This window comes from Pseudomonas luteola NBRC 103146, assembly GCF_002091675.1.
Lineage (GTDB): Bacteria > Pseudomonadota > Gammaproteobacteria > Pseudomonadales > Pseudomonadaceae > Chryseomonas > Chryseomonas luteola.
On record NZ_BDAE01000002.1, the window covers coordinates 57,430 to 79,110 of the forward strand.

Here is a 21,681-nt window from a genome sequence, read left to right on the forward strand (position 1 = left end):
GCGCGAATTCAGTCGTGCTCGGCCCCCTGCGTGCCAACAGGAGGTATGCGACGTGAACTGCGAGTCCGAGCTGTGCATTGAAAAGGTCGGTGCGGCCAAGCCCCGATACCGTTCGGTGTCGATCGGCCATCCGGCCGTAGACATCCGCCATGAGCAGAATGGCACTATCCGCATGCAGGCTCTGGAACCTCTGGCGCCGTTACCGCAGCGCTTGCTTGATCGCCTGGTCCATTGGGCCAAGGTACGGCCCGATCAAACCTTTGTAGCGGCACGTGAACAGGGCGGGGAGTGGCGGCGCATCACCTACGCCGACATGCTCCAGCGCGCACGTGCCATCGCACAGACCCTGCTGGGGTTTGGGCTTTCTGCCGAGCGCCCATTGGTCATCCTGTCCGGGAACGATCTTGAACATTTTCAGCTGTGCATGGGCGCGCTCTATGCAGGTATTCCCTATTGCCCGGTCTCACCAGGGTATTCGCTGCTTTCCCAGGATCTGGGCAAGCTCAAGCATGTAATCGATCTGCTTGATCCTGGCATGGTGTTCGCCTGTGACGGTGAGCTGTACCGCCGCGCCATCGAGGCGCGTGTGCCAGCGGAGGTGCCCGTGATCCTGACGCGGGGCGATCTTGATGGGCGGCTCTGTATTGCGTTCGAGGAGTTGCTCGCCCAGCCCGGCGGCGCCGAGGCGGATGCGGCTTTTGAGGCCACAGGGCCGGACAGCATTGCCAAGTTTCTCTTCACCTCTGGCTCTACCAAGCTGCCAAAGGCGGTAGTCACTACTCAGCAAATGCTCTGCGCCAATCAGCAGATGCTGCTGCAAACCTTTCCCACCTTTGGCGAGGAACCGCCTGTGCTGGTGGACTGGTTGCCGTGGAATCATACCTTTGGCGGCAGCCACAACATCGGCATCGTGCTGTACAACGGCGGCAGCTTCTACTTGGATGAGGGCAAGCCTACGCCGCAGGGCATGGCTGAAACCTTGCGCAATCTGCGGGAGATTTCACCTACCGCGTACCTGACCGTACCCAAGGGCTGGGAGGAGTTGGTTACTGCGCTGGAAAGTGATCCTGAGTTGCGTGAGCGATTTTTCGCCAAGATAAAGTTGTTCTTCTTTGCCGCCGCGGGGCTTTCCCAAAGTGTCTGGGACCGTCTGGATCGTGTGGCGGAGCGGCATTGCGGCGAACGTATCCGCATGATGGCCGGGCTTGGCATGACCGAAACGGCGCCGTCCTGCACCTTTACCACTGGGCCACTGTCCATGGCGGGCTATGTCGGGCTACCGGCGCCGGGTTGTGAGGTTAAGCTGGTGCCGGTGGATGGCAAGCTCGAGGCACGCTTTCGTGGACCGCACGTGATGCCGGGCTATTGGCGCTCACCAGAGCACAACGCCCAGGCCTTTGACGAAGAGGGCTTCTACTGTACCGGAGATGCGCTCAAGTTCGCGGACCCACAGCAGCCGCACCTGGGGCTGATGTTCGATGGGCGGATCGCCGAAGACTTCAAGCTATCGTCCGGTGTGTTCGTCAGTGTGGGGCCGTTACGCACACGCGTGGTGCTGGAAGGCGCGCCCTATGTCCAGGATGCGGTCATTGTCGGCCCGGACCACGACTGCCTTGGCCTGCTGATCTTTCCCCGTCTGCCTGAGTGCCGAGCCTTGTCCGGCCTGGGTAATGATGCCTCGTCCGCCGATGTGCTGGCCTCACCTTCAGTACGCGCCTGGCTTGCCGGGCTGCTCAGGCGGCTCAATCGGGAGGCAACCGGCAGTGCCAGCCGGGTGGAGTGGGCCTGCCTGCTCGATGAGCCGCCCTCTATCGATCGAGGTGAAATCACGGACAAGGGTTCGATCAACCAGCGCGCCGTGTTGCAGTGGCGAGCGGATCGGATCACGACAATCTGCCAGGGCAATGACGCCTCGGTTGTTCGTTTCGAGGCGATGGAGGCAGCGCGATGAACAATTCTGTGGGGATCAAGGCGCGTACTGTGATGGGTCTCGTCACCGGATGGATGCTGTTATCGATAATGACCACTGCCCAAGCGGCCACCGGTGTGGCTCCCCAGACGGAGCTGGTTTACGAGGCGACCGTGGAGATTGCCGATACTGTGCCCCTGGGAAAAGGCCCCCTGGGGGAGCGTCGTATCGTACCGATTACCGGCGGACGTTTCGTTGGTCCCAGGCTGCGTGGCAAGGTCTTGCCGGGCGGGGCGGATCGGCAGCTGGTCCGTGCCGATGGCGTCCAGCAGCTCGATGCCTTGTATGAGATGCGCACCCATGATGGCGCGATCCTGACGATCCACAATCAGGCCCTGATCCACGAGCTGGATACCAAGCCCTATGCCTTCTCGACACTGACCATTACCGCTCCGGACGGCCCTTACGGCTGGTTGAATCGCTACGTTTATGCCGGAACCGTCGAAAGGGCACCATTGCAGCGCAATGCCGTACTGATTCGCGTGTACCGTCTCAAATAGGGAACTGCCATGGCGCGACAACAGGGCTTGTATTCTGCATTCGACGACGTGGTGCTGCTTGGGGGTGTCCGTACACCTTGGGTAGATTACTGCGGCGCGCTGGGGCAGGTTTCACCGATTGACCTGGGCATCAAGGTCGCGCGCGAGGTACTGGCGCGCAGTGGCGTGGCGCCGGATCAGGTTGATAGCGTTCTGGCAGGGTCTGTCGCTCAGGCCAGTTTCGATGCTTACCTGTTACCCCGACACATCGGCCTTTATGCAGGCGTTCCCTTAGAGGTGCCGGCCCTGCAGGTCCAGCGTATCTGTGGCACCGGTTTCGAGTTGCTGCGTCAGGCAGGTGAACAGATTGGCTTGGGTCAGGCCGAGATCGCCTTGTGCGTCGCCAGCGAGTCCATGTCTCGCAATCCCATTGCGGCCTATACGCACCGGAGCGGTTTTCGCCTGGGAGCCTCGGTGGAGTTCAAGGACTTTCTCTGGGAGGCCCTGATGGACCCGGCACCGGGTATCGACATGATTGGTACCGCTGAAAATCTGGCCCGTCGCTACAGCCTTACGCGTGCCGAGGTTGATACTTATGCATTGGCAAGCTTCAATCGGGCGCTGGCAGCACAGGGGGCCGGTTGGTTTGCGGATGAAATTGTCCCTGTGCAAACAGAAGAATTTCGGCTGGAAGGGTATCGCACGCGGGGTATTCAACTGCCACGTCGTATCGCTTCTGTCGCTGTCGACAGTCATCCGCGGCCCACGTCACTTGACGCACTGGCCCGGCTCGCCGCGATTCACGAGGGCGGTGTGCAGACGGCAGGCAACAGCTGTGCAGTGGTTGACGGTGCTGCGGCGATGGTCGTGGCCAGAAGATCAAACCGGACAGACAAGCCACCGCTAGCCAACCTGTTGGCCGCTACCGCGGTCGGGGTTGCTCCAGAAGTAATGGGCATCGGTCCGGCATCGGCCATCCGCCTGCTGCTCGAACGCAGCGGGCTGACGCTGGCGGAGATTGCGCGCATCGAGATCAACGAGGCGCAGGGCGCACAGGTCTTGGCTGTCCAGCGTGAACTGGATATCGATCCGGAAAGGCTGAATACCTGTGGCGGTTCGATTGCGCTGGGACATCCCCTGGCCGCAACCGGCCTGCGCCTGACGCTTACCCTGGCACGACAGCTACAGGCCAACCACGAACGCTATGGCATTGCCGCCGCGTGTGTGGGCGGCGGGCAAGGCATGGCGGTGCTGATTGAAAACTCGAACTATCGTTAAGAGGATGCCATGACCTATCACCCTCCGCTGCGCGATATACGGTTCGTTATTGATGAATGGCTCGATGCTCCTTCGACATGGCCTGCAATACCAGCCTTTAGTGAAATAGATGCTGATCTATCCATGCAGGTTCTGGAGGAAGCGGGGCGTTTTAGTGCCGACAGGTTGGCGCCACTTAACGCATCGGGCGATCGTCAGGGCTGCCAGCTGCAGGATGGACAAGTGACGACGCCGTCCGGGTTTGCCGAGGCCTATCAGGCCTATGTCGAGGGTGGCTGGCCCGCCTTGGCTTGTGACCCGGCCTGGGGAGGGCAGGGCCTGCCACAGTTACTGGACGCGGCGCTTCAGGAAATGCTGGTTTCCGCCAACCATGCCTGGGCCATGTATCCCGGTATTGCCCATGGTGCATACGAATGCTTGCGCGCCCATGCCTCAGAAGCGCTCAAGGATGCCTACCTTGGCAAGCTTGTAAGTGGCGAGTGGCTTGCCACCATGTGCATCACCGAGCCCCAGGCTGGCAGTGACGTTGGCCTGATTCGTACCCGGGCAGAGCCGATAGAGAGGGGACGCTATCTGCTCGACGGCAGCAAGCTGTTCATCTCGGGTGGCGAACATGATCTGACATCCAACATCGTGCATCTCGTACTGGCTCGCCTTCCTGATGCGCCTGTCGGTAGCCGCGGGTTGTCCCTGTTCCTGGTGCCCAAGGTGCTTAAGGGCACGGCTAATGGCGTGTACTGCGAGAGCCTGGAGCACAAGATGGGTATCAAGGGCAGTGCAACCTGTGCCTTGCGTTTCGAGGGGGCCTGCGGCTGGTTGATTGGCGAGCCCCATCGGGGATTGGCGGCAATGTTTGTCATGATGAATTCGGCACGCCTGCATGTAGGGTTGCAAGGGTTGGGACATGTCGAGTCGGCCTATCAACAGGCACTTGCCTATGCCTCGGAAAGAAGGCAAATGCGCGCGCCGAAGCGCTCTGAAGAGACGGCTGAAGCAGCCGATCTGCTTGTCCATCATCCGGCCATGCGACGCGTTCTGCTGGAACTACGGGCTTGTAGTGAAGGGATGCGGGCGCTGGGGTATTGGGGAGCGCATCTGCTGGATCTGGCCGAGCATGCGACAGAGGCCGATGAGCGCGCCCGCGCCCATCAACTGGCATCGCTGCTGACACCGGTCATCAAGGCATTCTTTACCGAGCAGGGGTTTCAGCAGGCCAGTGCGGCGCTGCAGGTGCTGGGTGGTTATGGCTACGTGACAGACTTTGGCATTGAGCAGACCCTGCGCGACAGCCGGATCGCCATGATCTATGAGGGCACCAACGAAATTCAGGCCAATGACCTGCTCGTGCGCAAGGTCATCGGCGACAGGGGAGCAGCACTGGGCAGGCTTCTGGAGCACTATCAGGCAGAAGCCGAGCGGTGTTTGGCAACGCCTTCGTGCAAGTCTTATGGTGCGGCGTTAAGACAGGCCTGCGACCAGACTTGGCAGGTGACAGCGGACTTGATGAGTTCCAGCGATTCGGAATGGCCCTACCGCGCTGCGTTGGATTATCTGCGCTTGCAGGGCTGGTTAGGGTTGGCATTTGTCTGGGCACGTACGGCTCGGCTGACCGAGTCCCGTCAGGAAGATGCATTTTATAGAACCAAAAGCGAAACGGCCCGCTTCGCGTTTGACTATCTGCTGCTCAATGTTGCGCAGACCGCGGACGCTATCAAGGTGAGTCGGGCACCTTTACCTGCTTTATAGGAGATAGTGGCGAAACGGTCGGGATCTGGCAGTAATTGGTGTGAAAACGGCAGGTATAATGGGGCGATGGCAGGCATTTCGTCAGCTTTTCTTTGTAGGGGTTGTTTATCGTTTTATGGCCCTTGAGCGCTGAAAGCGCCATGTCTGAGCGGTTGTAAGACCTTGATCGAGTCAAGGCTGACCGCAAGCGTCATGCGGCAGGCGGAACCACATGGGTAACGGCTCTCTCCATACCTTCATATCCCTCCCATATGACAGGTAACTTCATGGCAGACGCTGTTAGCTCCGCAACCGAGAGCCATATTAAGCCCAAGGCCTATATGGCAATGGTGGCTACCGTTGCAGCCATCGCCGGAGGGTTGTACGGCTATGATACGGGCATCATCTCCGGTGCCCTTCCACAAATTGCCCAGGACTTCGAGCTTAATCACCGCGCCCAGGAGCTTGTCACGGCTGCCATCTTGCTGGGTGCGGTAATCGGTGCCCTGAGTTCGACACGTATGTCGGCAAGGCTTGGGCGTCGGCTGACCATCGTGATCGTGGCGGGTATCTATTGTGTGGGGGTGGTTGCTGCTGCCATCTCTCCCAATGTCTGGTGCCTAGGGCTGTCTCGCCTGGTGCTGGGCTTTGCAGTCGGCGGCTCGACGCAAATTGTCCCCACCTACATCGCTGAACTGGCACCTCCCGAAAAGCGGGGTCGCCTGGTGACCTATTTCAACGTTTCCATTGGTGTAGGGATTCTCCTGGCTGCAATTGTGGGTGTGGCTGGCCAGAACCTCTTTACTTGGCGCTGGATGATTGGGGTTGCGCTTGTACCTTCGCTGGTACTGTTGTTTGGCATGACCCGAATGCCGAGAAGTCCGCGGTGGCTGGTCGAGCAGGACCGTCCGAAAGAGGCCAGGCATGAGCTGTCCAAGGTACGGGATACCACGGGGGAGGTGCGCGAAGAGATTGCGGATATCCAGGAAGTTGTGGACAAGAAGGAGGAGCATTCGGTAACAGGCTGGCGGGCCATGCGCCAACCGTGGTTACGACCGGCGCTTGTGGCCGGCCTGGGCGTAGCGGCGTTTACCCAGCTCAGCGGTATCGAGATGATGATCTATTACACGCCGACGTTTCTGAGGGATGCCGGCTTTGGCGCGTCCGCTGCGCTGTGGTCAGCCCTTGGCGTGGCAATCACTTATCTGGTCATGACGGTAATCGGTAAGCTGATTGTCGACAAGGTCGGACGGCGAACGCTGAGCCTGGCGATGATTCCGGGGGCAGTGGTGGCGCTTCTGGTATTGGGCGCCGTGCTGCACTTCAATTTGGCGGGCGATTCGCAGGGCTGGTGGGTAGTGGGGTGCCTGATCGTCTTCATGATCTTCAACGCAGGCGGCATCCAGGTGGTAGGCTGGCTGACCGGATCGGAAATCTATCCGCTGGCTATTCGGGATCAGGCAACAGGTGCTCATGCCGCCATGCTCTGGGGGTCCAATCTATTGCTGACCGGGACTGCCTTGACCATGACGCAATGGCTGGGTGTAGGCGGTGCGATGTGGGTTTACGCCGGACTCAATGTCCTGGGCTGGGTCTTCATCTTCTTCCTGGTCCCGGAAACGGGTGGACGAAGCCTGGAAGACATCGAGCGGTCACTGAAGGCCGGTTCCTTCCTGCCCCGTCGCACCCACAAGCAGCCCGCGTAAATGTAATGCGCCGGGCTACCGGTAGACCTTGTGCAACAAGTGCAGCAGTTGCTGCCGCTCCTCGGTACTCAGGGCGGCGGTGGCCTCGTTATCACTGCGGATAGCCACTTCCTTGAGCTGCTTGAGCAGGGTCTCGCCGGTTTTGCTCAGAAAGATGCCATAGGAGCGCTTGTCGGCCTTGCAGCGTATACGTAGCGCAAGGCCCAGCGCTTCCAGCTTGTTCAGCATGATAACCATCTGCGGTGGCTCGATGGCCAATGCACGCGCCAGCTCGGCCTGCATGAGGCCCGGGTTCTGCTCGATCAGCGTAAGGGCGGTGAACTGGGCGGGGCGAAGATCATAGGCTTCCAACTCATTGATCAGATGCTGGAAGACTTTCAGCTGAGCCCGACGCAGGGCATAGCCGATCACCTCGTCCAGAAATGGCGAGTTGATTTCGCTGCTTTCTTCCATATCGGTCGTATCGACTGCAACCTGCTGTTTTTTATTCATTGAATGAGAAACGGTTTCGTCATGATCATCGAATAATGCGGGCAGACAATATACAAGTCACGTATTTTCTTATACATCGTAGGGGTATTGTCGCTACCACCAGTGCTTTCCAGAATGTCAAAGCAGGCTTAGGTGCAACCCGGCCTTTGCGGCTCGTCTGGCTCAGCATAAAAGCGGCAAATCAACATAACGCAAGAGTGAGCAGGCTATTTTGTACTGGCAGGCTTGAAGCCTTGATGTAGACAGGTTCTAACGAGATGAGCCGGCGTCTTCCGGCGGTCAAGAGACAGACGGTTGCGCCTTTGTCGGTTTCCTGGGTTGCACCTGGTTGCACCATGCAGAGGTAGCCTCTATGCTTGCCGCCACCGTGTAGCACTTCCAATTAAAAAAGGCTGTTCAATGGCAACTACTACTACGCTAGGCGTGAAACTCGACGAAGCCACCCGTGAACGTTTGAAAGAGGCCGCTCGCCTTATCGACCGTACACCCCATTGGTTGATCAAACAGGCAATCTACACGTACCTGGAAACATTGGAAAAAGGTGTAAGTGTCGACGAGTTGCAGAATATTGCAGCACGACTGGGCGAAGGTGACAATGAAGTAGTAGAAGCCCTGGCTGATCCGGTCTATCAGCCATTCCTTGAATTTGCCGAAAGCATTCTGCCGCAGTCTGCACTGCGCTCTGCCGTGACGGCCGCCTATCGCCGTCCGGAAGAAGAGATGGTGCCCATGCTGCTTGAGCAGGCGCGTCTCCCTGCAACTACTGCCGATGCCGCGTACAAGCTTGCGTACAGCATTGCTGAAAAGCTACGTAACCAGAAGGGCGCTGGTGGCCGCTCCGGCATGGTCCAGAGCCTGCTGCGCGAATTTTCTCTGTCTTCTCAGGAAGGCGTGGCGCTGATGTGTCTGGCCGAAGCGCTGCTGCGTATCCCGGACAAGGGCACCCGTGATGCCCTGATCCGCGACAAGATCAGCAAGGGCAACTGGCAGCCACACTTGGGCAACAGCCCGTCGCTATTCGTCAACGCAGCGACCTGGGGTCTGTTGCTAACGGGCAAGCTGGTCTCCACCCACAACGAGGCGGGTCTTTCCAGCTCGCTCAATCGCCTCATCGGAAAGAGCGGCGAGCCGGTCATCCGCAAGGGTGTAGACATGGCGATGCGCCTGATGGGCGAGCAGTTCGTCACCGGCGAAACCATTGCCGAAGCCCTGGCCAATGCCAGCGCGCTTGAAGCCAAGGGCTTCCGCTACTCCTACGACATGCTGGGTGAAGCGGCCCTGACCGAGGAGGATGCCCAGCGTTATCTGGCGTCCTACGAGCAGGCCATTCACTCCATCGGCAAAGCCTCTCATGGCCGTGGCATCTATGAGGGCCCGGGCATCTCCATCAAGCTGTCCGCCCTGCATCCGCGCTACAGCCGTGCGCAATACGAGCGCGTCATGGACGAGCTGTATCCGCGCCTGCTGAATTTGACCCTGCTGGCTAAGCAGTACGACATTGGTATCAACATCGACGCGGAAGAAGCCGATCGCCTGGAAATTTCCCTCGATCTGCTGGAGCGCCTGTGCTTCGAGTCCAGCCTGGCTGGCTGGAACGGGATTGGTTTTGTCATCCAGGCCTACCAGAAGCGTTGCCCGTTCGTGATCGACTATGTGATCGATCTGGCGCGCCGCAGCCGTCACCGTCTAATGATCCGTCTGGTGAAGGGCGCGTACTGGGACAGCGAGATCAAGCGTGCCCAGGTTGAAGGTCTGGAAGGTTATCCAGTTTACACCCGCAAGGTGTACACCGATGTGTCCTACATGGCGTGTGCGCGCAAGCTGCTGGCCGTGCCGGAAGCGATCTATCCGCAGTTTGCTACCCACAATGCCCACACCCTGGCGGCGATCTACCAGATCGCAGGTCAGAACTACTATCCTGGTCAGTACGAATTCCAGTGCCTGCACGGCATGGGCGAGCCGCTATACGAGCAGGTCGTCGGCAAGGTGGCCGATGGCAAGCTGAACCGCCCGTGCCGCATCTATGCACCGGTGGGAACGCATGAAACCCTGCTGGCCTACCTCGTGCGTCGCCTGCTGGAAAATGGCGCGAACACCTCGTTCGTCAACCGTATTGCCGACCACTCCATCTCCCTGAAAGAGCTGGTGGCCGATCCGGTCGTAACGATCGAGCAGATCGCTGCGCAGGAAGGGACGCTCGGCTTGCCGCATCCGCGTATTCCTCTGCCGGGTCAGCTGTATGGCGAAGGCCGCCTGAATTCCAGCGGTATCGACCTTGCCAACGAGCACCGCCTGGGTTCGCTGTCAGGCGCCTTGCTGGCGGGTAACAATACCGAATGGCGTGCAGCGCCCATGCTGGGCTGCCCGGCTGAAGTAGGCATTCCCCAGGCCATCCAGAATCCGGCCGATCACCGTGATGTGGTGGGTTATGTGCAGAACGCCAGCGTCCAGGACGTGGACAATGCGCTGAGCAGTGCATTGACCGCTGCACCGATCTGGCAGTCCACGCCGCCGGACCAGCGTGCCGCCGTGCTTGAAACCGCGGCCAACCTGATGGAAGCGCAAATTCAGCCACTCATGGGCCTGCTGGTTCGTGAAGCCGGCAAGACCTTTGCGAATTCCATTGCTGAAGTGCGCGAGGCCGTGGACTTCCTGCGCTATTACGCCGCCCAGGTGCGTCGTGATTTCGCCAATGACACCCACCGTCCGCTGGGTCCGGTGGTCTGCATCAGCCCGTGGAACTTCCCGCTGGCGATCTTTACCGGTCAGGTCGCGGCTGCGCTGGCGGCGGGTAACACCGTACTGGCCAAGCCTGCCGAGCAGACGCCACTGATTGCGGCTCAGGCCGTTCGCCTGCTGCTGGAAGCCGGTGTGCCGGAAGGCGTGGTGCAATTGCTGCCAGGCCAGGGCCATACCGTAGGTTCGGCACTGGTCAGCGATGAGCGTGTGAAAGGCGTGATGTTCACCGGTTCGACCGAAGTCGCCAACATTATTTCCCGCAACATTGCTGGTCGCCTGGATGCCCATGGCCGTCCGATTCCGCTGATCGCCGAAACAGGTGGCCAGAACGCAATGATCGTGGATTCCTCGGCACTGGCCGAGCAGGTGGTAACCGACGTCGTGGCATCAGCGTTCGACAGCGCCGGTCAGCGCTGCTCCGCCTTGCGCGTCCTGTGTGTGCAGGAAGACGTGGCGGATCGCATTCTTGAAATGCTCAAGGGCGCGATGGCTGAATGCCGCATCGGCAATCCGGATAACCTGCCGGTAGACATCGGCCCGGTGATCGATGCCGAAGCCAAGGCCAACATCGACAAGCACATCCAGGGCATGCGCGCCAAAGGCCGTACGGTTTACCAGATTGCACGCAACAACGATGGCGCGACCCATCGCGGCACCTTTGTAATGCCAACGCTGATCGAGCTGGAAAGCCTGGATGAGCTGGAGCGTGAAATCTTCGGTCCGGTGCTGCACGTGGTGCGTTATGCCCGTCAGGACCTGAACCGCCTGATGGATCAGATCAACGCTACGGGTTATGGCCTGACGCTGGGTGTGCATACCCGCATCGACGAAACCATTGCCCAGGTTGTGGAAAAGGCCCAGGCGGGCAACCTCTACGTCAACCGCAACATGGTAGGCGCGGTGGTCGGCGTGCAGCCTTTCGGTGGCGAAGGCCTGTCTGGTACAGGTCCGAAGGCCGGTGGTCCGGTGTACCTGTACCGCCTCCTGTCTACCCGTCCGGTAGACGGAGTGGCCCAGGCGTTTGCCCGTGACGATCAGGAAAGTCCGTCTGACCTGACCCTGCGTACCCAAATGGAACAGCGTCAGGGCAAGCCGCTCGAAGCGTTGCAGAAGTGGGCAGGCGAGCAGAACAACACCGATTTGGTCGAGCTGTGCCAGGCATTCGCCAGGCAGACCGTCAGCGGTGTGACTCGCCTGCTGGCCGGTCCGACGGGTGAGCGCAACACCTACAGCCTGCTGCCACGTGAGCGTGTGCTCTGTCTGGCGGATGACGAGACGGATCTGATGGCCCAGCTGGCAGCGGTACTGGCAGTCGGCAGCACCGCGCTGTGGGTGCAGAACGATCTGTCCCGTGCGTTGCGTGGTCGTTTGCCCAAGGCTGTTCAGGCTCGTATCCAAACGACGTCCGACTGGACCAAGGACGAGGAACACTTCGATGCCATCCTGCATCACGGTGACTCCGATCAGTTGCGTCAGGTCTGCCAGCAGGCAGCCCAGCGTAGCGGTCCGATCGTGGGCGTTCAGGGATTGTCCCAGGGCGAAACCGCGATTCCGCTGGAGCGTCTGCTTATCGAACGCGCGGTAAGCGTCAACACCGCAGCAGCCGGCGGTAACGCTAGCCTGATGACCATCAGCTGAGTGCTCCGCTCATGAAAAGGCCCGGTTGATCCGGGCCTTTTCGTTTCTGCAGGATTTATCGATACAGGATGCCCTCCGTCTCCATTGTGACTCGTGTTCCGGCGCGACCCTGCGTGATGGCCTCGATGTCCGACAGCGAGCCGATGACAGCCGCCTTCCCAGTCTTACGGGCAAACTCGCAGGCCGCCTGGACCTTGGGTCCCATGGAGCCTGCCGCGAACCCGAGCGCTTCCAAGGCCTCGGGGTGGGCTTGGGCAATCGCTTTCTGGTCGGGCTTGCCCCATTCGATATAGGCTGCGTCCACGTCAGTGGCAATCACTAGCAGGTCCGCGTCCAGCTCCTGCGCCAGTAGGGATGAGCAGAGATCCTTGTCGATGACCGCCTCAATACCTTTCAGGCGGCCGTGGTGGTCATAGCAGGTGGGAATCCCGCCGCCGCCTGCGCAGATGACAATGGTGCCTTTTTCCAGGAGCCACTTAATCGGGCGAATCTCGAAAATGCGTTTGGGTTGGGGGCTGGCTACCACGCGGCGGAATTTGTCGCCATCTGCGGCAATGGTCCAACCCTTTTCCGCCTGGAGCTGTTCGGCCTGCTCCCGACTATAGACCGGGCCGATGGGTTTGGTGGGATGTTGGAACGCTGGGTCGGCAGCATCCACCTCTACTTGAGTCAACAGCGTGGCGAACGGCACCTCATACGGAAGCAGGTTGCCCAGCTCCTGCTCGATCATGTAGCCAATGGAGCCTTCGGTCTGCGCGCCCAGCACATCCAGGGGGTAGGGGCTTACGTCCGTATAGGCCGCACCCTGCAGGGCCAACAGCCCGACTTGGGGGCCATTGCCATGGGCAATGACCAGCTCGTTGCCGTCCACGATCTTGGCCAGTTGCCCGGTGGCGATCCTGACGTTCTCCCGCTGGTTCTCAGCGGTAAGGGGTTCGCCTCGGCGAAGCAGGGCATTACCCCCCAGAGCGACGACGATACGCATGGTGCGACTCCTTACAGGTCAGCGAGAGTAGCGACCAGAACGGCCTTGATGGTATGCATCCGGTTCTCTGCCTGCTCGAATACTATGGAGGCGGGCGACTCGAATACGTCATCAGTCACTTCGATACCATTGGCAAGGTGCGGGTATTTTTCGGCAATCTGCTTGCCGACCTTGGTTTCAGCGTTATGGAAGGCAGGCAGGCAATGCATGAACTTGGTCCGTGGACTGCCGGTCGCCTTCATCAGCTCGCTGTTGACCTGGTAAGGCAGGAGCAACTGAATGCGCTCACCCCAGGCTTCCACGGGTTCGCCCATGGACACCCAGACATCGGTATGCACAAAGTCGACGCCCTGAACCGCTTCCCTGGGGTCTTCAGTCAATGTAACGCGTGCGCCAGTCCCCTCGGCGATGGCCTTGCACTCCTTGATCCAGTCTTCGTGTGGCCACAACGCCTTTGGCGCGCCGATGCGTACGTCCATGCCCAGCTTGCAGCCAATCAGTAGCAGTGAGTTGCCCATGTTGTTGCGTGCATCGCCCAGGTAGGCGTAGCTGATGTCATGCAGCGGTTTGTCGCTGTTTTCCTGCATAGTCAGCACGTCGGCCAGCATCTGGGTGGGGTGGTATTCATCGGTCAGGCCGTTGTACACCGGCACGCCTGCATATTTGGCCAGCTCTTCCACCGTCTCCTGGCTGAAGCCGCGATACTCAATGGCGTCATACATGCGGCCAAGCACACGGGCAGTGTCCTTCATGGTCTCCTTGTGGCCGATCTGGGAGGAGGTCGGGTCGATGTAAGTGACGTGCGCGCCCTGGTCATGGGCGGCTACTTCGAAGGCGCAGCGGGTGCGGGTCGAGGTCTTTTCGAAGATAAGGGCAATGTTGTTGCCCTTGAGGTGCTGCTGCTCGTTGCCGGTGTACTTGGCGCGCTTGAGGTCGCGGGCGAGGTCCAGCAGGTAGCGGATCTCCCGCGGAGTATGGTGGGCCAGGCTGAGCAGGTTGCGGTTGCGAATGTTGAAAGCCATGTGATTTCTCCTGAGGTTCCGGTAGGGGCGGGTGGGATTAGTAATCGACAGGGTCACGTACGATCGGGCAGGTCATGCAGTGGCCGCCGCCCCGGCCCCGGCCAAGCTCACTGGCGCTGATGGTGATGACTTCAACCCCCGCCTTGCGTAGCTGGGTGTTGGTGTAAGTATTGCGGTCATAGCCGACCACAACGCCGGGTTCCAGGGCGACCACGTTGTTGCCGTCATCCCATTGCTCGCGTTCAGCTTCGTAGCTGTCACCACCGGTCAGCACGACGCGCAACGCCTTGAGGCCCAGCGCTTCAGCCACAGTGTCGAGGAAGGGTTTGGGTTCGCGGCGGATGTCGATACCGCCCGGCTTGCTTTCATCCGGCCTCAGGCTGAACGGCACGATGGCATTGGCGACTTCTGGATACACGGTGACCAGATCGCGGTCGCAAAAGCTGAACACGGTATCCAGGTGCATGGCCGCACGGGATTTGGGGAGACCGGCCACGATGATCCGCTCCACTGCGCCTGCCTTGAACAGGTTTTGCGCCAGTTGGCCAATGGCTTGCCGTGAGGTGCGCTCGCCCATGCCGATCAGCAATATGCCTTTGCCAATAGGCATGACGTCGCCGCCCTCCAGGGTGGCAAGGCCGTGGTCCACATCCGGGTCTCCATACCAGATGTTGAAGTGCTGATCGGCGAATTCCGGCGCGAACTTGTAGATGGCCGCTGTCAGCAGTGTTTCTTGGCGACGGGCTGGCCAGAACATCGGATTTAGCGTGACGCCGCCGTAGATCCAACAGGTGGTATCACGGGTGAACTGGGTGTTGGGCAAGGGCGGTAATACAAAGCTGGAGTGGCCCAGGTAATCCCGGAACATCTTGACCATTTCACTGCCGCTGGTGTCGGGAAGGTCCGAGCCGGACACGCCACCAATCAGGAACTCAGCCAAATGGCGGGGCTCCTGGCTTTCGAGCCAGGCGCGGGTTTCGTTGACCAAGCCTATGCCGACCTGATTGGGCACGATCTTGCGGTCCAGAATCCATTTCAGCGCTTCGGGATTCTTCACCGTCTCGGTGAGCAGATTGTGCATCTCCAGCACTTCTACCCCACGCTCACGCATTTTGGTGACAAAGTCGAAGTGATCGCGCTTGGCCTGATTCACCCAGATCACATCGTCGAACAGCAGGTCGTCACAATTGCTGGGGGTCAGGCGCTGATGGGCCAGTCCGGGCGAGCAGACCAGTACTTTGCGCAGTTTGCCGACTTCCGAATGCACGCCGAGCGGGGTTGAGTTAACGGTCATGTCTGTTCTCCTTGTCACAGGGTCAGGAAGCCGGCGTACAGACCGTAGGCTGCTATGGCAGCGCCCAGCACGACGGCGGCGAAGATCAGTTTTTCAACAGCGGTGAAAACGGGCTGGCCCAGCTCGTGTTTGGCCTTGGCGAACAGGATTGCGCCAGGAGCATAGAGCAGGGCGGAAAGCAGCAGGTATTTCATGCCGCCGGCATAGAGCAGCCAGGCGCTGTAGAGGGTGGCAATGACGGCAATGATCAGGTCCTTGCTGCGTTCACGGGAGGCGGCCTCGTAGGACTCGCCTCGTACGCCGATCAACAGGGCATAGGCCGCCGACCAGAAGTACGGCACCAGAATCATGGAGGTGGCCAGGTACAGCAGGCTGGTGTAAGTGCTGGCGGCAAACAGGGTGATCACCAGGAACAACTGGATCAGCCCATTGGACAGCCACAGTGCATTGCTGGGCGCATGGTTGGCGTTCTCCTTGCGCAGGAAACGCGGCATGGTGTTGTCGCGGGCGGCCGCATAGAGAATCTCGGCGCAGAGCAATGTCCAGGAGAGCAAGGCCCCGGCCAACGAGATCACCAGCCCTACGCTGATCAATACCGCACCCCAATGACCAACGAGATGCTCCAGTACGCCCGCCATTGAGGGGTTCTTGAGTCCGGCCAGTTCCGGTTGGCTCATGACGCCCAGCGACAGGACGTTGACCAGCACGAGCAGCAGCAGCGTGCCAAGAAAGCCGATCACGGTTGCCTTGCCCACATCACGGCGTTTCTCGGCACGTGCGGAATACACGCTGGCGCCTTCGATCCCGATGAAGACCCACACAGTCACCAGCATCATGTTTCGCACCTGGTTCATGACGCTGCCTGAATCCGGTGTGCCCCAGAAGTCCGCTGTGAAGATATCCAGACGGAACGCTACGCCCGCGAGCACGATGAACATCACCAGCGGAACGATCTTGGCGATTGTGGTAACGAGGTTGATGAAGGCGGCTTCATGTACACCGCGCAGGACCAGGAAATGTACGCCCCACAGGACGACCGAGGCACACAGGATGGCCAGCGGCGTGTTGCCCTCGCCAAACGCCGGAATGAAAAGGCCCAGCGTACTGAACAGGAGCACGAAGTAACTGACATTGCCGAGCCAGGCGCTAATCCAGTAACCCCAGGCGGAGGAGAAGCCCATGTAGTCACCGAACCCTGCCTTGGCGTAGGCGTAGACACCGGCATCCAGTTCGGGCTTACGGTTGGCGAGGGTCTGGAAAACGAAGGCCAGGGTCAGCATGCCGACAGCAGTAATGGCCCAGCCGATCAGCACAGCGCCTGCGCCGGCACTTTGGGCCATGTTTTGCGGCAGTGAAAAAATGCCGCCCCCGATCATCGATCCCACGACGAGGGCAGTCAGCGCGCCCAGCCTTAACTTTTGTGTTTGTGCTGTGGTCATGACGGCATTTCCTTACGGGTTTGAGCCTATTAGGAACCTGCAGGAAAAATGGCTAATGACCTGGATCAAGGAGACGAACGATTGTTTGAACACGCGCTATTGGAGATCAATGCCTCAATAGATCGTTGTGGATTGACCTGAAGCAATGAAGTGCTCTGCGGCAAATAGTTTGGCCGTGCAGATCCATTACGCTAGCCAGAAGACCGCCAAACGGTCTGATGTGAACGCAATCTGCCAAGCGGCGGGAGGAGTGAAAATCATGTACGAGCCGGGTCGTCTTGACGTGCAGCGGCTGGGTAACCCGCAACAGCCAGCCTTTCGCCTGAGCCTGACCTATGAGGTGACGCCTCCGTCGCGCGAACAGGTCGTAAGGTTCGACCTCAACGGTACAGTAGGTGAGCAGACCGTCCGCGAAACGTTCGAGTTGCGCCGCGATGTGGCCTGCAATTTTCTGTCAGTGATCAGCCGCCGCCTTCGGGGCTATGGACTGGCGCCGCGCACCGCCTGCGTCTTTTCATGGCATAACGACTACGATCCGTTGTTCGACGATCTGCGCCGGCGCCTGCAGCTCAAGCCGGGCGACCCGGTGGACCTGGAGTGGTTTCTGAGCCGGGGGTGATGTGCGTTCGGCCCATTCTGTCCCCGGCCTGCACGGCCTCATTCAAGACCTTCACAACACCTCCGTGCCAATAACGGCATGACTCAAACGGTAGGCGTATCGATCCGCTCGCGTATCCAGGCGACGAACTTTCGGATCTTGGGGACTTCCGCTGCATGCTCGGGATAGCCGAGATAATACGTATGTGGGCTGGTCATGCTGTGCGGCCAGGCAATGACCAGCTTACCCTCGGCCAGCTCCTCGTCGATCAGAAAGCGTGGCACCAGGGCGACACCGCAGCCCACCTGCGCCGCGCGGATGCACATGGTAAAGGTATCGAAGCGCGGCCCGTGGTAGCTGTGTTCAGTGTGAAGGCCCTGGCTCTGGAACCATTCGTGCCACGCCTCGGGGCGAGCTGCATTCTGGAGCAGAATGTAATCGGCCAGCTGCGTCGGATCGCTCAGGTGCCCTTCGGGCCAGAGACCGGGTGCGCAGACCGGCACCATATCCTCAGTCATCAACGGAATACATTCAGCACCGGGCCAGCGTCCCTGGCCGGCGAACAGTGCCACGTCACAGGCCGGCTCGTTGACATCCATATTCTTGACTTCATGACGCACGTCCAGGTGGATCATCGGATGCTGTAGCCGCCAGCCCTTGAGGCGTGGGATTAGCCAGCGCTCGCCAAAGGTCGGAGGGGTTGCTACACGCAGCACCTCGGTTTCACCTCCATAGGAGCGCATGTAATGGGTCGACATCTCGATCTGCGTGAGAATCTTGCTGACTTCAGACAGGTACAGCGAGCCGGCTGGAGTCATCTGCAACCGCTGGCGTACGCGTCGAAAAAGCGGATGGCCCAGCTGTTCTTCGAGCTGAGCCACCTGCTTGCTCACCGCGCTCTGAGTCAGGTTCAGCTCCTCGGCGGCACGGGTAAAGCTCAGGTGCCGTGCCACGGCCTCGAAGCATTGCATGGCGGTAATCGAGGGCATGTGGCGACGGGACATGACAGCTCCAACCTGAGTCGGCGCGCAGATTTAAGGCTGCGTGCAGAACGTTCATGAAAAAAAGGAATGATAAACCGAGCAAAGGTCGTTTGTTGAGCAGCCGCTTCCCAGCTAATACTGAGCCCATAATGACCTAAGGAGCCAGCCATGATTGATGCACTGCTCAGCCGCCTCGGCGTTGAACCAAGCCTTTACCAGAACGGCAACCATGCCGTGTTTACGCCTATCGACGGCAGCCGGCTTGGCGCTGTCACGCTGGAAAGCGCCGCCGAGGTGGAGCAAAAGATCACCCGGGCCGACAAGGCTTTCCAGGCCTGGCGTGCTGTACCAGCGCCACGTCGCGGTGAGTTGGTCCGCCTGCTGGGCGAAGAGCTGCGCAAGCACAAGGCCGACCTGGGCGAGCTGGTGTCCTGGGAAGCGGGCAAGATCACGCAGGAGGGGCTGGGTGAAGTGCAGGAAATGATCGATATCTGCGACTTCGCCGTCGGCCTGTCCCGCCAGCTGTATGGCCTGACGATCGCTTCCGAGCGTCCCGGTCACCACATGCGTGAAACCTGGCACCCGCTGGGCGTCGTGGGCGTGATCAGTGCGTTCAATTTCCCGGTGGCGGTCTGGTCATGGAACACCGCCCTGGCCATCGTCTGCGGTAACTCCGTGGTATGGAAGCCTTCGGAAAAAACGCCGCTGACGGCATTGGCCTGTCAGGCGCTGTTTGAGCGTGCCGTCAAAGCCTTTGGCGATGCACCGGACTACCTGAGCCAGGTCATTGTAGGGGACCGAGCCAGCGGTGAAGCGCTGGTGGATGATCCACGCGTGGCCTTGGTCAGCGCCACCGGCAGCACCCGTATGGGTCGTGAAGTGGGGCCACGTGTGGCGGCTCGCTTTGGCCGTTCGCTGCTGGAGCTGGGCGGCAACAATGCCATGATCGTTGGGCCCAGTGCCGATCTGGACATGGCAGTTCGCGCCATCCTGTTCAGCGCTGTGGGTACGGCCGGTCAACGGTGCACCACACTGCGCCGCTTGATTGCCCATGAATCCATCAAGGATGAATTGGTGACACGCTTGAAGTCTGCCTATGCCAAGGTGCGTATCGGCCATCCGCTGGAAGGCAATCTGGTCGGCCCGCTGATCGATGCACAGAGCTTTCAGGCCATGCAGGGCATCCTGGAGCAGGCCAAGGGTGAGGGCGGTGTGGTCTTTGGTGGTGAGCGTCAGTTGGCGGATCAGTACCCGAACGGTTATTACGTCTCTCCGGCTATCGTCGAGATGCCCGAGCAGAGTGAGTCGGTTCAGACTGAAACCTTTGCACCGATCCTGTACGTGATGACTTACCGTGAATTCAACGAGGCCATCGCCATGAATAATGCGGTGCCGCAAGGCTTGTCGTCCTGCATCTTCACGACGGACATTCGCGAGGCCGAGTCTTTCCTGTCTGCGGTGGGCAGTGATTGCGGCATCGCCAACGTGAATATCGGCCCGAGCGGCGCCGAGATTGGAGGGGCCTTTGGCGGAGAGAAGGAAACCGGCGGCGGCCGCGAGTCCGGCTCCGATGCCTGGAAGAGCTACATGCGTCGCCAGACCAACACGGTGAACTACTCCCGCGAGCTGCCATTGGCGCAAGGGATCGTGTTTGATTGAGGTGGGATTTAAGTGATGGGTATCGCTGCGCTCAATCTACCCTACCGGGTAGTTTTGTAGGGTGTTGATGCGGGACTGCCGGTACGGTCTCGTAGGATGGGTTGGGCCCTGACAATATCTATCGAAACCCTCACCCTCAAGGTTAACGGTTCATATCGTCATTGTGTGAAGGAATACCTATGCCGCTCCGCCAGCAATGTCTGTGGGAAACCCTGTCACCTAATACCCTCAATGCACCACCCTTGAAAGGCGAATCCAGGGCTGATGTCTGCATCATCGGTGCAGGCATTACGGGGCTTTCGGCTGCGTTGCATCTGGCGGAACAGGGCAAGCGAGTGGCGATCATAGAAGCCTATGAAGTGGGGCATGGCGGTTCCGGCCGTAACGTCGGGCTGGTCAATGCCGGTATGTGGATTCCACCGGACGAGGCGGTCGCTACGCTTGGGCCCGCGGTAGGGGAAAAGCTGCTCAAGGTCATGGGGAACGCACCCTATGAGGTCTTCTCCCTGATCGAGCGCCACGGCATCGATTGCCAGGCGCAGCACCAGGGCACACTGCACATGGCGCATAACGGCAAGGGCCTTGCTGACCTGCAACGCCGCGCCGAGCAGTGGCAACGGCGAGGCGCACCGGTTGAATTGCTGACCGGTACTGCCTGCATCGAGGCCTGTGGCACGGCGCATGTCTCCGGCGCGCTGCTGGATCGCCGTGCCGGCACGATCAACCCGATGGGCTACAGCCTTGGGCTGGCCCGCGCGGCATTAGCGCAGGGCGTTCAGCTCCATCAGCAGTCACCGGTTACTCGCCTTGAGCGTCAGGGCTCACAGTGGTGCGTCGTGACGAGGCAAGGGGCCGTGCTGGCCGAGCAGGTGCTTATCGCTTCCAACGCCTATACCGAAGGCGAGTGGACTACCCTGCGCAATCATTTCTTTCCGGGGTATTACTATCAGGTCGCCTCCAGGCCGCTGGGGCCTGAAGCCGATTTTATCCTGCCCGGCGCGCAGGGCTCCTGGGATACCCGCACGGTGCTCAGCAGTATCCGGCGCGATGCAGCGGGACGCCTGTTGCTGGGCAGCCTGGGCAATATGGCGAGCCGTCCGGGCTGGTTCATCGAGGCCTGGGCTGATCGCATTCAGCAGCATTATTTCCCTGCGCTTGGCAAGGTCGAGTGGGAATGCACCTGGACAGGATGCATCGCGTTTACGCCTGATCATCTGATGCGCCTGTTCGAACCGGCACCCGGTTTGCTCGCCATGACCGGTTATAACGGGCGCGGTGTAACGACCGGTACCGTTGTAGGCAAGGCCTTTGCCCATTACTTGTGCAGCGGTGACAGCGAAGTGCTACCGATGCCCTTTGTCCCCTGGGATCACAACCCGGTAGGGCAATGGCGAAGCCCGCTCTACGAAGCCGGTTTTAGTCTTTATCACGCGGGGCAGTGTTTGCGAATTGTGGTGTAACTCGTAGTGTTACTTATTGGTGCAAGAGGTGAGGATGACAAGATCAGGACAGTGCATCTAGGCCGTTTCGCTGTCCTGAACGATGCTTCGTGAGTGACCTTATACATAGGCAAGCGCTGCTTTAGTCGCAGGCTGGCGGAGCATTTCGCCGATTTCTTACAAAATTCTCTGATTTTTCACAAAAACCTATGATTTTGAAGATTTTTAACGATATC

At 59.8% G+C, this 21,681-nt stretch carries 15 protein-coding genes; 9 read left to right on the forward strand and 6 right to left on the reverse strand.

The features are described 5' to 3' along the window. The first annotated feature begins 52 nt into the window (after positions 1–52). The 5 genes from PLU01S_RS02670 (at position 53) to PLU01S_RS02690 (ending at position 7,157) form a co-directional block, all read left to right on the forward strand. Positions 53–1,951 (forward strand): feruloyl-CoA synthase, encoded by a 1,899-nt coding sequence (locus tag PLU01S_RS02670; protein WP_233432109.1) that lies wholly within the window; start codon positions 53–55, stop codon positions 1,949–1,951. Continuing rightward, on the forward strand, positions 1,948–2,469 hold the full coding sequence (locus PLU01S_RS02675) for a DUF3237 domain-containing protein (RefSeq protein WP_083397818.1): 522 nt from the start codon (positions 1,948–1,950) through the stop codon (positions 2,467–2,469). The genes PLU01S_RS02670 and PLU01S_RS02675 overlap by 4 nt, the downstream gene beginning before the upstream one ends. Positions 2,470–2,478: 9 nt before the next feature. Further along, positions 2,479–3,726 (forward strand): thiolase family protein, encoded by a 1,248-nt coding sequence (locus PLU01S_RS02680; RefSeq protein WP_074821840.1) that lies wholly within the window; start codon positions 2,479–2,481, stop codon positions 3,724–3,726. A gap of 9 nt (positions 3,727–3,735) precedes the next feature. Then, positions 3,736–5,472 carry an acyl-CoA dehydrogenase family protein gene (locus tag PLU01S_RS02685; protein WP_074821842.1) on the forward strand — a complete coding sequence of 579 codons (1,737 nt, stop codon included), beginning with the start codon at positions 3,736–3,738 and terminating at the stop codon, positions 5,470–5,472. A gap of 266 nt (positions 5,473–5,738) precedes the next feature. Then, positions 5,739–7,157 (forward strand): sugar porter family MFS transporter, encoded by a 1,419-nt coding sequence (locus tag PLU01S_RS02690; RefSeq protein ID WP_074821845.1) that lies wholly within the window; start codon positions 5,739–5,741, stop codon positions 7,155–7,157. 15 nt (positions 7,158–7,172) lie between these two features. Here the strand turns inward: PLU01S_RS02690 and PLU01S_RS02695 are convergent, their stop codons facing one another. Further along, positions 7,173–7,610, reverse strand: coding sequence for a MarR family winged helix-turn-helix transcriptional regulator (locus tag PLU01S_RS02695; RefSeq protein WP_230382266.1), 438 nt, complete (start codon positions 7,608–7,610; stop codon positions 7,173–7,175). Positions 7,611–8,048: 438 nt separating this feature from the next. Here PLU01S_RS02695 and putA point away from each other — a divergent pair, with 438 nt between their 5' ends. Continuing rightward, positions 8,049–12,026 carry a trifunctional transcriptional regulator/proline dehydrogenase/L-glutamate gamma-semialdehyde dehydrogenase gene (gene putA / locus PLU01S_RS02700; RefSeq protein ID WP_074821847.1) on the forward strand — a complete coding sequence of 1,326 codons (3,978 nt, stop codon included), beginning with the start codon at positions 8,049–8,051 and terminating at the stop codon, positions 12,024–12,026. Positions 12,027–12,081: 55 nt separating this feature from the next. On the opposite strand, the gene arcC is transcribed toward putA, so the two are convergent. Genes arcC through arcD form a run of 4 tightly spaced genes read right to left on the reverse strand, consistent with a single transcriptional unit; the run spans position 12,082 to position 16,766 of the window. Next, on the reverse strand, positions 12,082–13,011 hold the full coding sequence (gene arcC / locus PLU01S_RS02705) for a carbamate kinase (RefSeq protein ID WP_074821851.1): 930 nt from the start codon (positions 13,009–13,011) through the stop codon (positions 12,082–12,084). Between the two features lie 11 nt (positions 13,012–13,022). Then, on the reverse strand, positions 13,023–14,033 hold the full coding sequence (locus tag PLU01S_RS02710) for an ornithine carbamoyltransferase (RefSeq protein ID WP_074821853.1): 1,011 nt from the start codon (positions 14,031–14,033) through the stop codon (positions 13,023–13,025). A gap of 37 nt (positions 14,034–14,070) precedes the next feature. Further along, positions 14,071–15,327, reverse strand: coding sequence for an arginine deiminase (gene arcA, locus PLU01S_RS02715; protein WP_074821859.1), 1,257 nt, complete (start codon positions 15,325–15,327; stop codon positions 14,071–14,073). A 14-nt stretch (positions 15,328–15,341) separates the two neighbouring features. Then, entirely contained in the window at positions 15,342–16,766 is a 1,425-nt protein-coding gene (gene arcD / locus PLU01S_RS02720) for an arginine-ornithine antiporter (protein ID WP_074821862.1), read from the reverse strand. 259 nt (positions 16,767–17,025) lie between these two features. On the opposite strand from arcD, the gene PLU01S_RS02725 reads away from it, so the two are divergent. Next, positions 17,026–17,385, forward strand: a complete 360-nt coding sequence (locus PLU01S_RS02725) for a DUF5064 family protein (RefSeq protein WP_074821864.1) — start codon at positions 17,026–17,028, stop codon at positions 17,383–17,385. A gap of 83 nt (positions 17,386–17,468) precedes the next feature. Here the strand turns inward: PLU01S_RS02725 and PLU01S_RS02730 are convergent, their stop codons facing one another. Then, complete coding sequence (locus PLU01S_RS02730; RefSeq protein ID WP_074821867.1) at positions 17,469–18,368, reverse strand: LysR substrate-binding domain-containing protein; 900 nt, start codon at positions 18,366–18,368, stop codon at positions 17,469–17,471. Positions 18,369–18,515: 147 nt separating this feature from the next. Between PLU01S_RS02730 and amaB the strand changes: the two genes are divergently transcribed. Continuing rightward, positions 18,516–20,006: an L-piperidine-6-carboxylate dehydrogenase gene (amaB, locus tag PLU01S_RS02735; RefSeq protein WP_074821869.1), complete on the forward strand. Its 1,491-nt coding sequence runs from the start codon at positions 18,516–18,518 to the stop codon at positions 20,004–20,006. A gap of 179 nt (positions 20,007–20,185) precedes the next feature. Continuing rightward, the gene (gene amaA / locus PLU01S_RS02740; protein WP_074821872.1) at positions 20,186–21,466 is read left to right on the forward strand and encodes an L-pipecolate oxidase; all 1,281 of its coding nucleotides are present in this window, start codon (positions 20,186–20,188) and stop codon (positions 21,464–21,466) included. Positions 21,467–21,681 lie beyond the last annotated feature (215 nt).

Bases quoted from the DNA above. Each gene is read 5' to 3' on its own strand.
- arcD (WP_074821862.1), bottom strand. From the start codon at position 16,766: ATGACCACAGCACAAACACAAAAGTTAAGGCTGGGCGCGCTGACTGCC.
- PLU01S_RS02690 (WP_074821845.1), top strand. From the start codon at position 5,739: ATGGCAGACGCTGTTAGCTCCGCAACCGAGAGCCATATTAAGCCCAAG.
- PLU01S_RS02695 (WP_230382266.1), bottom strand. From the start codon at position 7,610: ATGGAAGAAAGCAGCGAAATCAACTCGCCATTTCTGGACGAGGTGATC.
- PLU01S_RS02685 (WP_074821842.1), top strand. From the start codon at position 3,736: ATGACCTATCACCCTCCGCTGCGCGATATACGGTTCGTTATTGATGAA.
- PLU01S_RS02710 (WP_074821853.1), bottom strand. From the start codon at position 14,033: ATGGCTTTCAACATTCGCAACCGCAACCTGCTCAGCCTGGCCCACCAT.
- arcC (WP_074821851.1), bottom strand. From the start codon at position 13,011: ATGCGTATCGTCGTCGCTCTGGGGGGTAATGCCCTGCTTCGCCGAGGC.
- PLU01S_RS02680 (WP_074821840.1), top strand. From the start codon at position 2,479: ATGGCGCGACAACAGGGCTTGTATTCTGCATTCGACGACGTGGTGCTG.
- putA (WP_074821847.1), top strand. From the start codon at position 8,049: ATGGCAACTACTACTACGCTAGGCGTGAAACTCGACGAAGCCACCCGT.
- amaA (WP_074821872.1), top strand. From the start codon at position 20,186: ATGCCGCTCCGCCAGCAATGTCTGTGGGAAACCCTGTCACCTAATACC.
- amaB (WP_074821869.1), top strand. From the start codon at position 18,516: ATGATTGATGCACTGCTCAGCCGCCTCGGCGTTGAACCAAGCCTTTAC.
- PLU01S_RS02730 (WP_074821867.1), bottom strand. From the start codon at position 18,368: ATGTCCCGTCGCCACATGCCCTCGATTACCGCCATGCAATGCTTCGAG.
- PLU01S_RS02675 (WP_083397818.1), top strand. From the start codon at position 1,948: ATGAACAATTCTGTGGGGATCAAGGCGCGTACTGTGATGGGTCTCGTC.
- arcA (WP_074821859.1), bottom strand. From the start codon at position 15,327: ATGACCGTTAACTCAACCCCGCTCGGCGTGCATTCGGAAGTCGGCAAA.
- PLU01S_RS02725 (WP_074821864.1), top strand. From the start codon at position 17,026: ATGTACGAGCCGGGTCGTCTTGACGTGCAGCGGCTGGGTAACCCGCAA.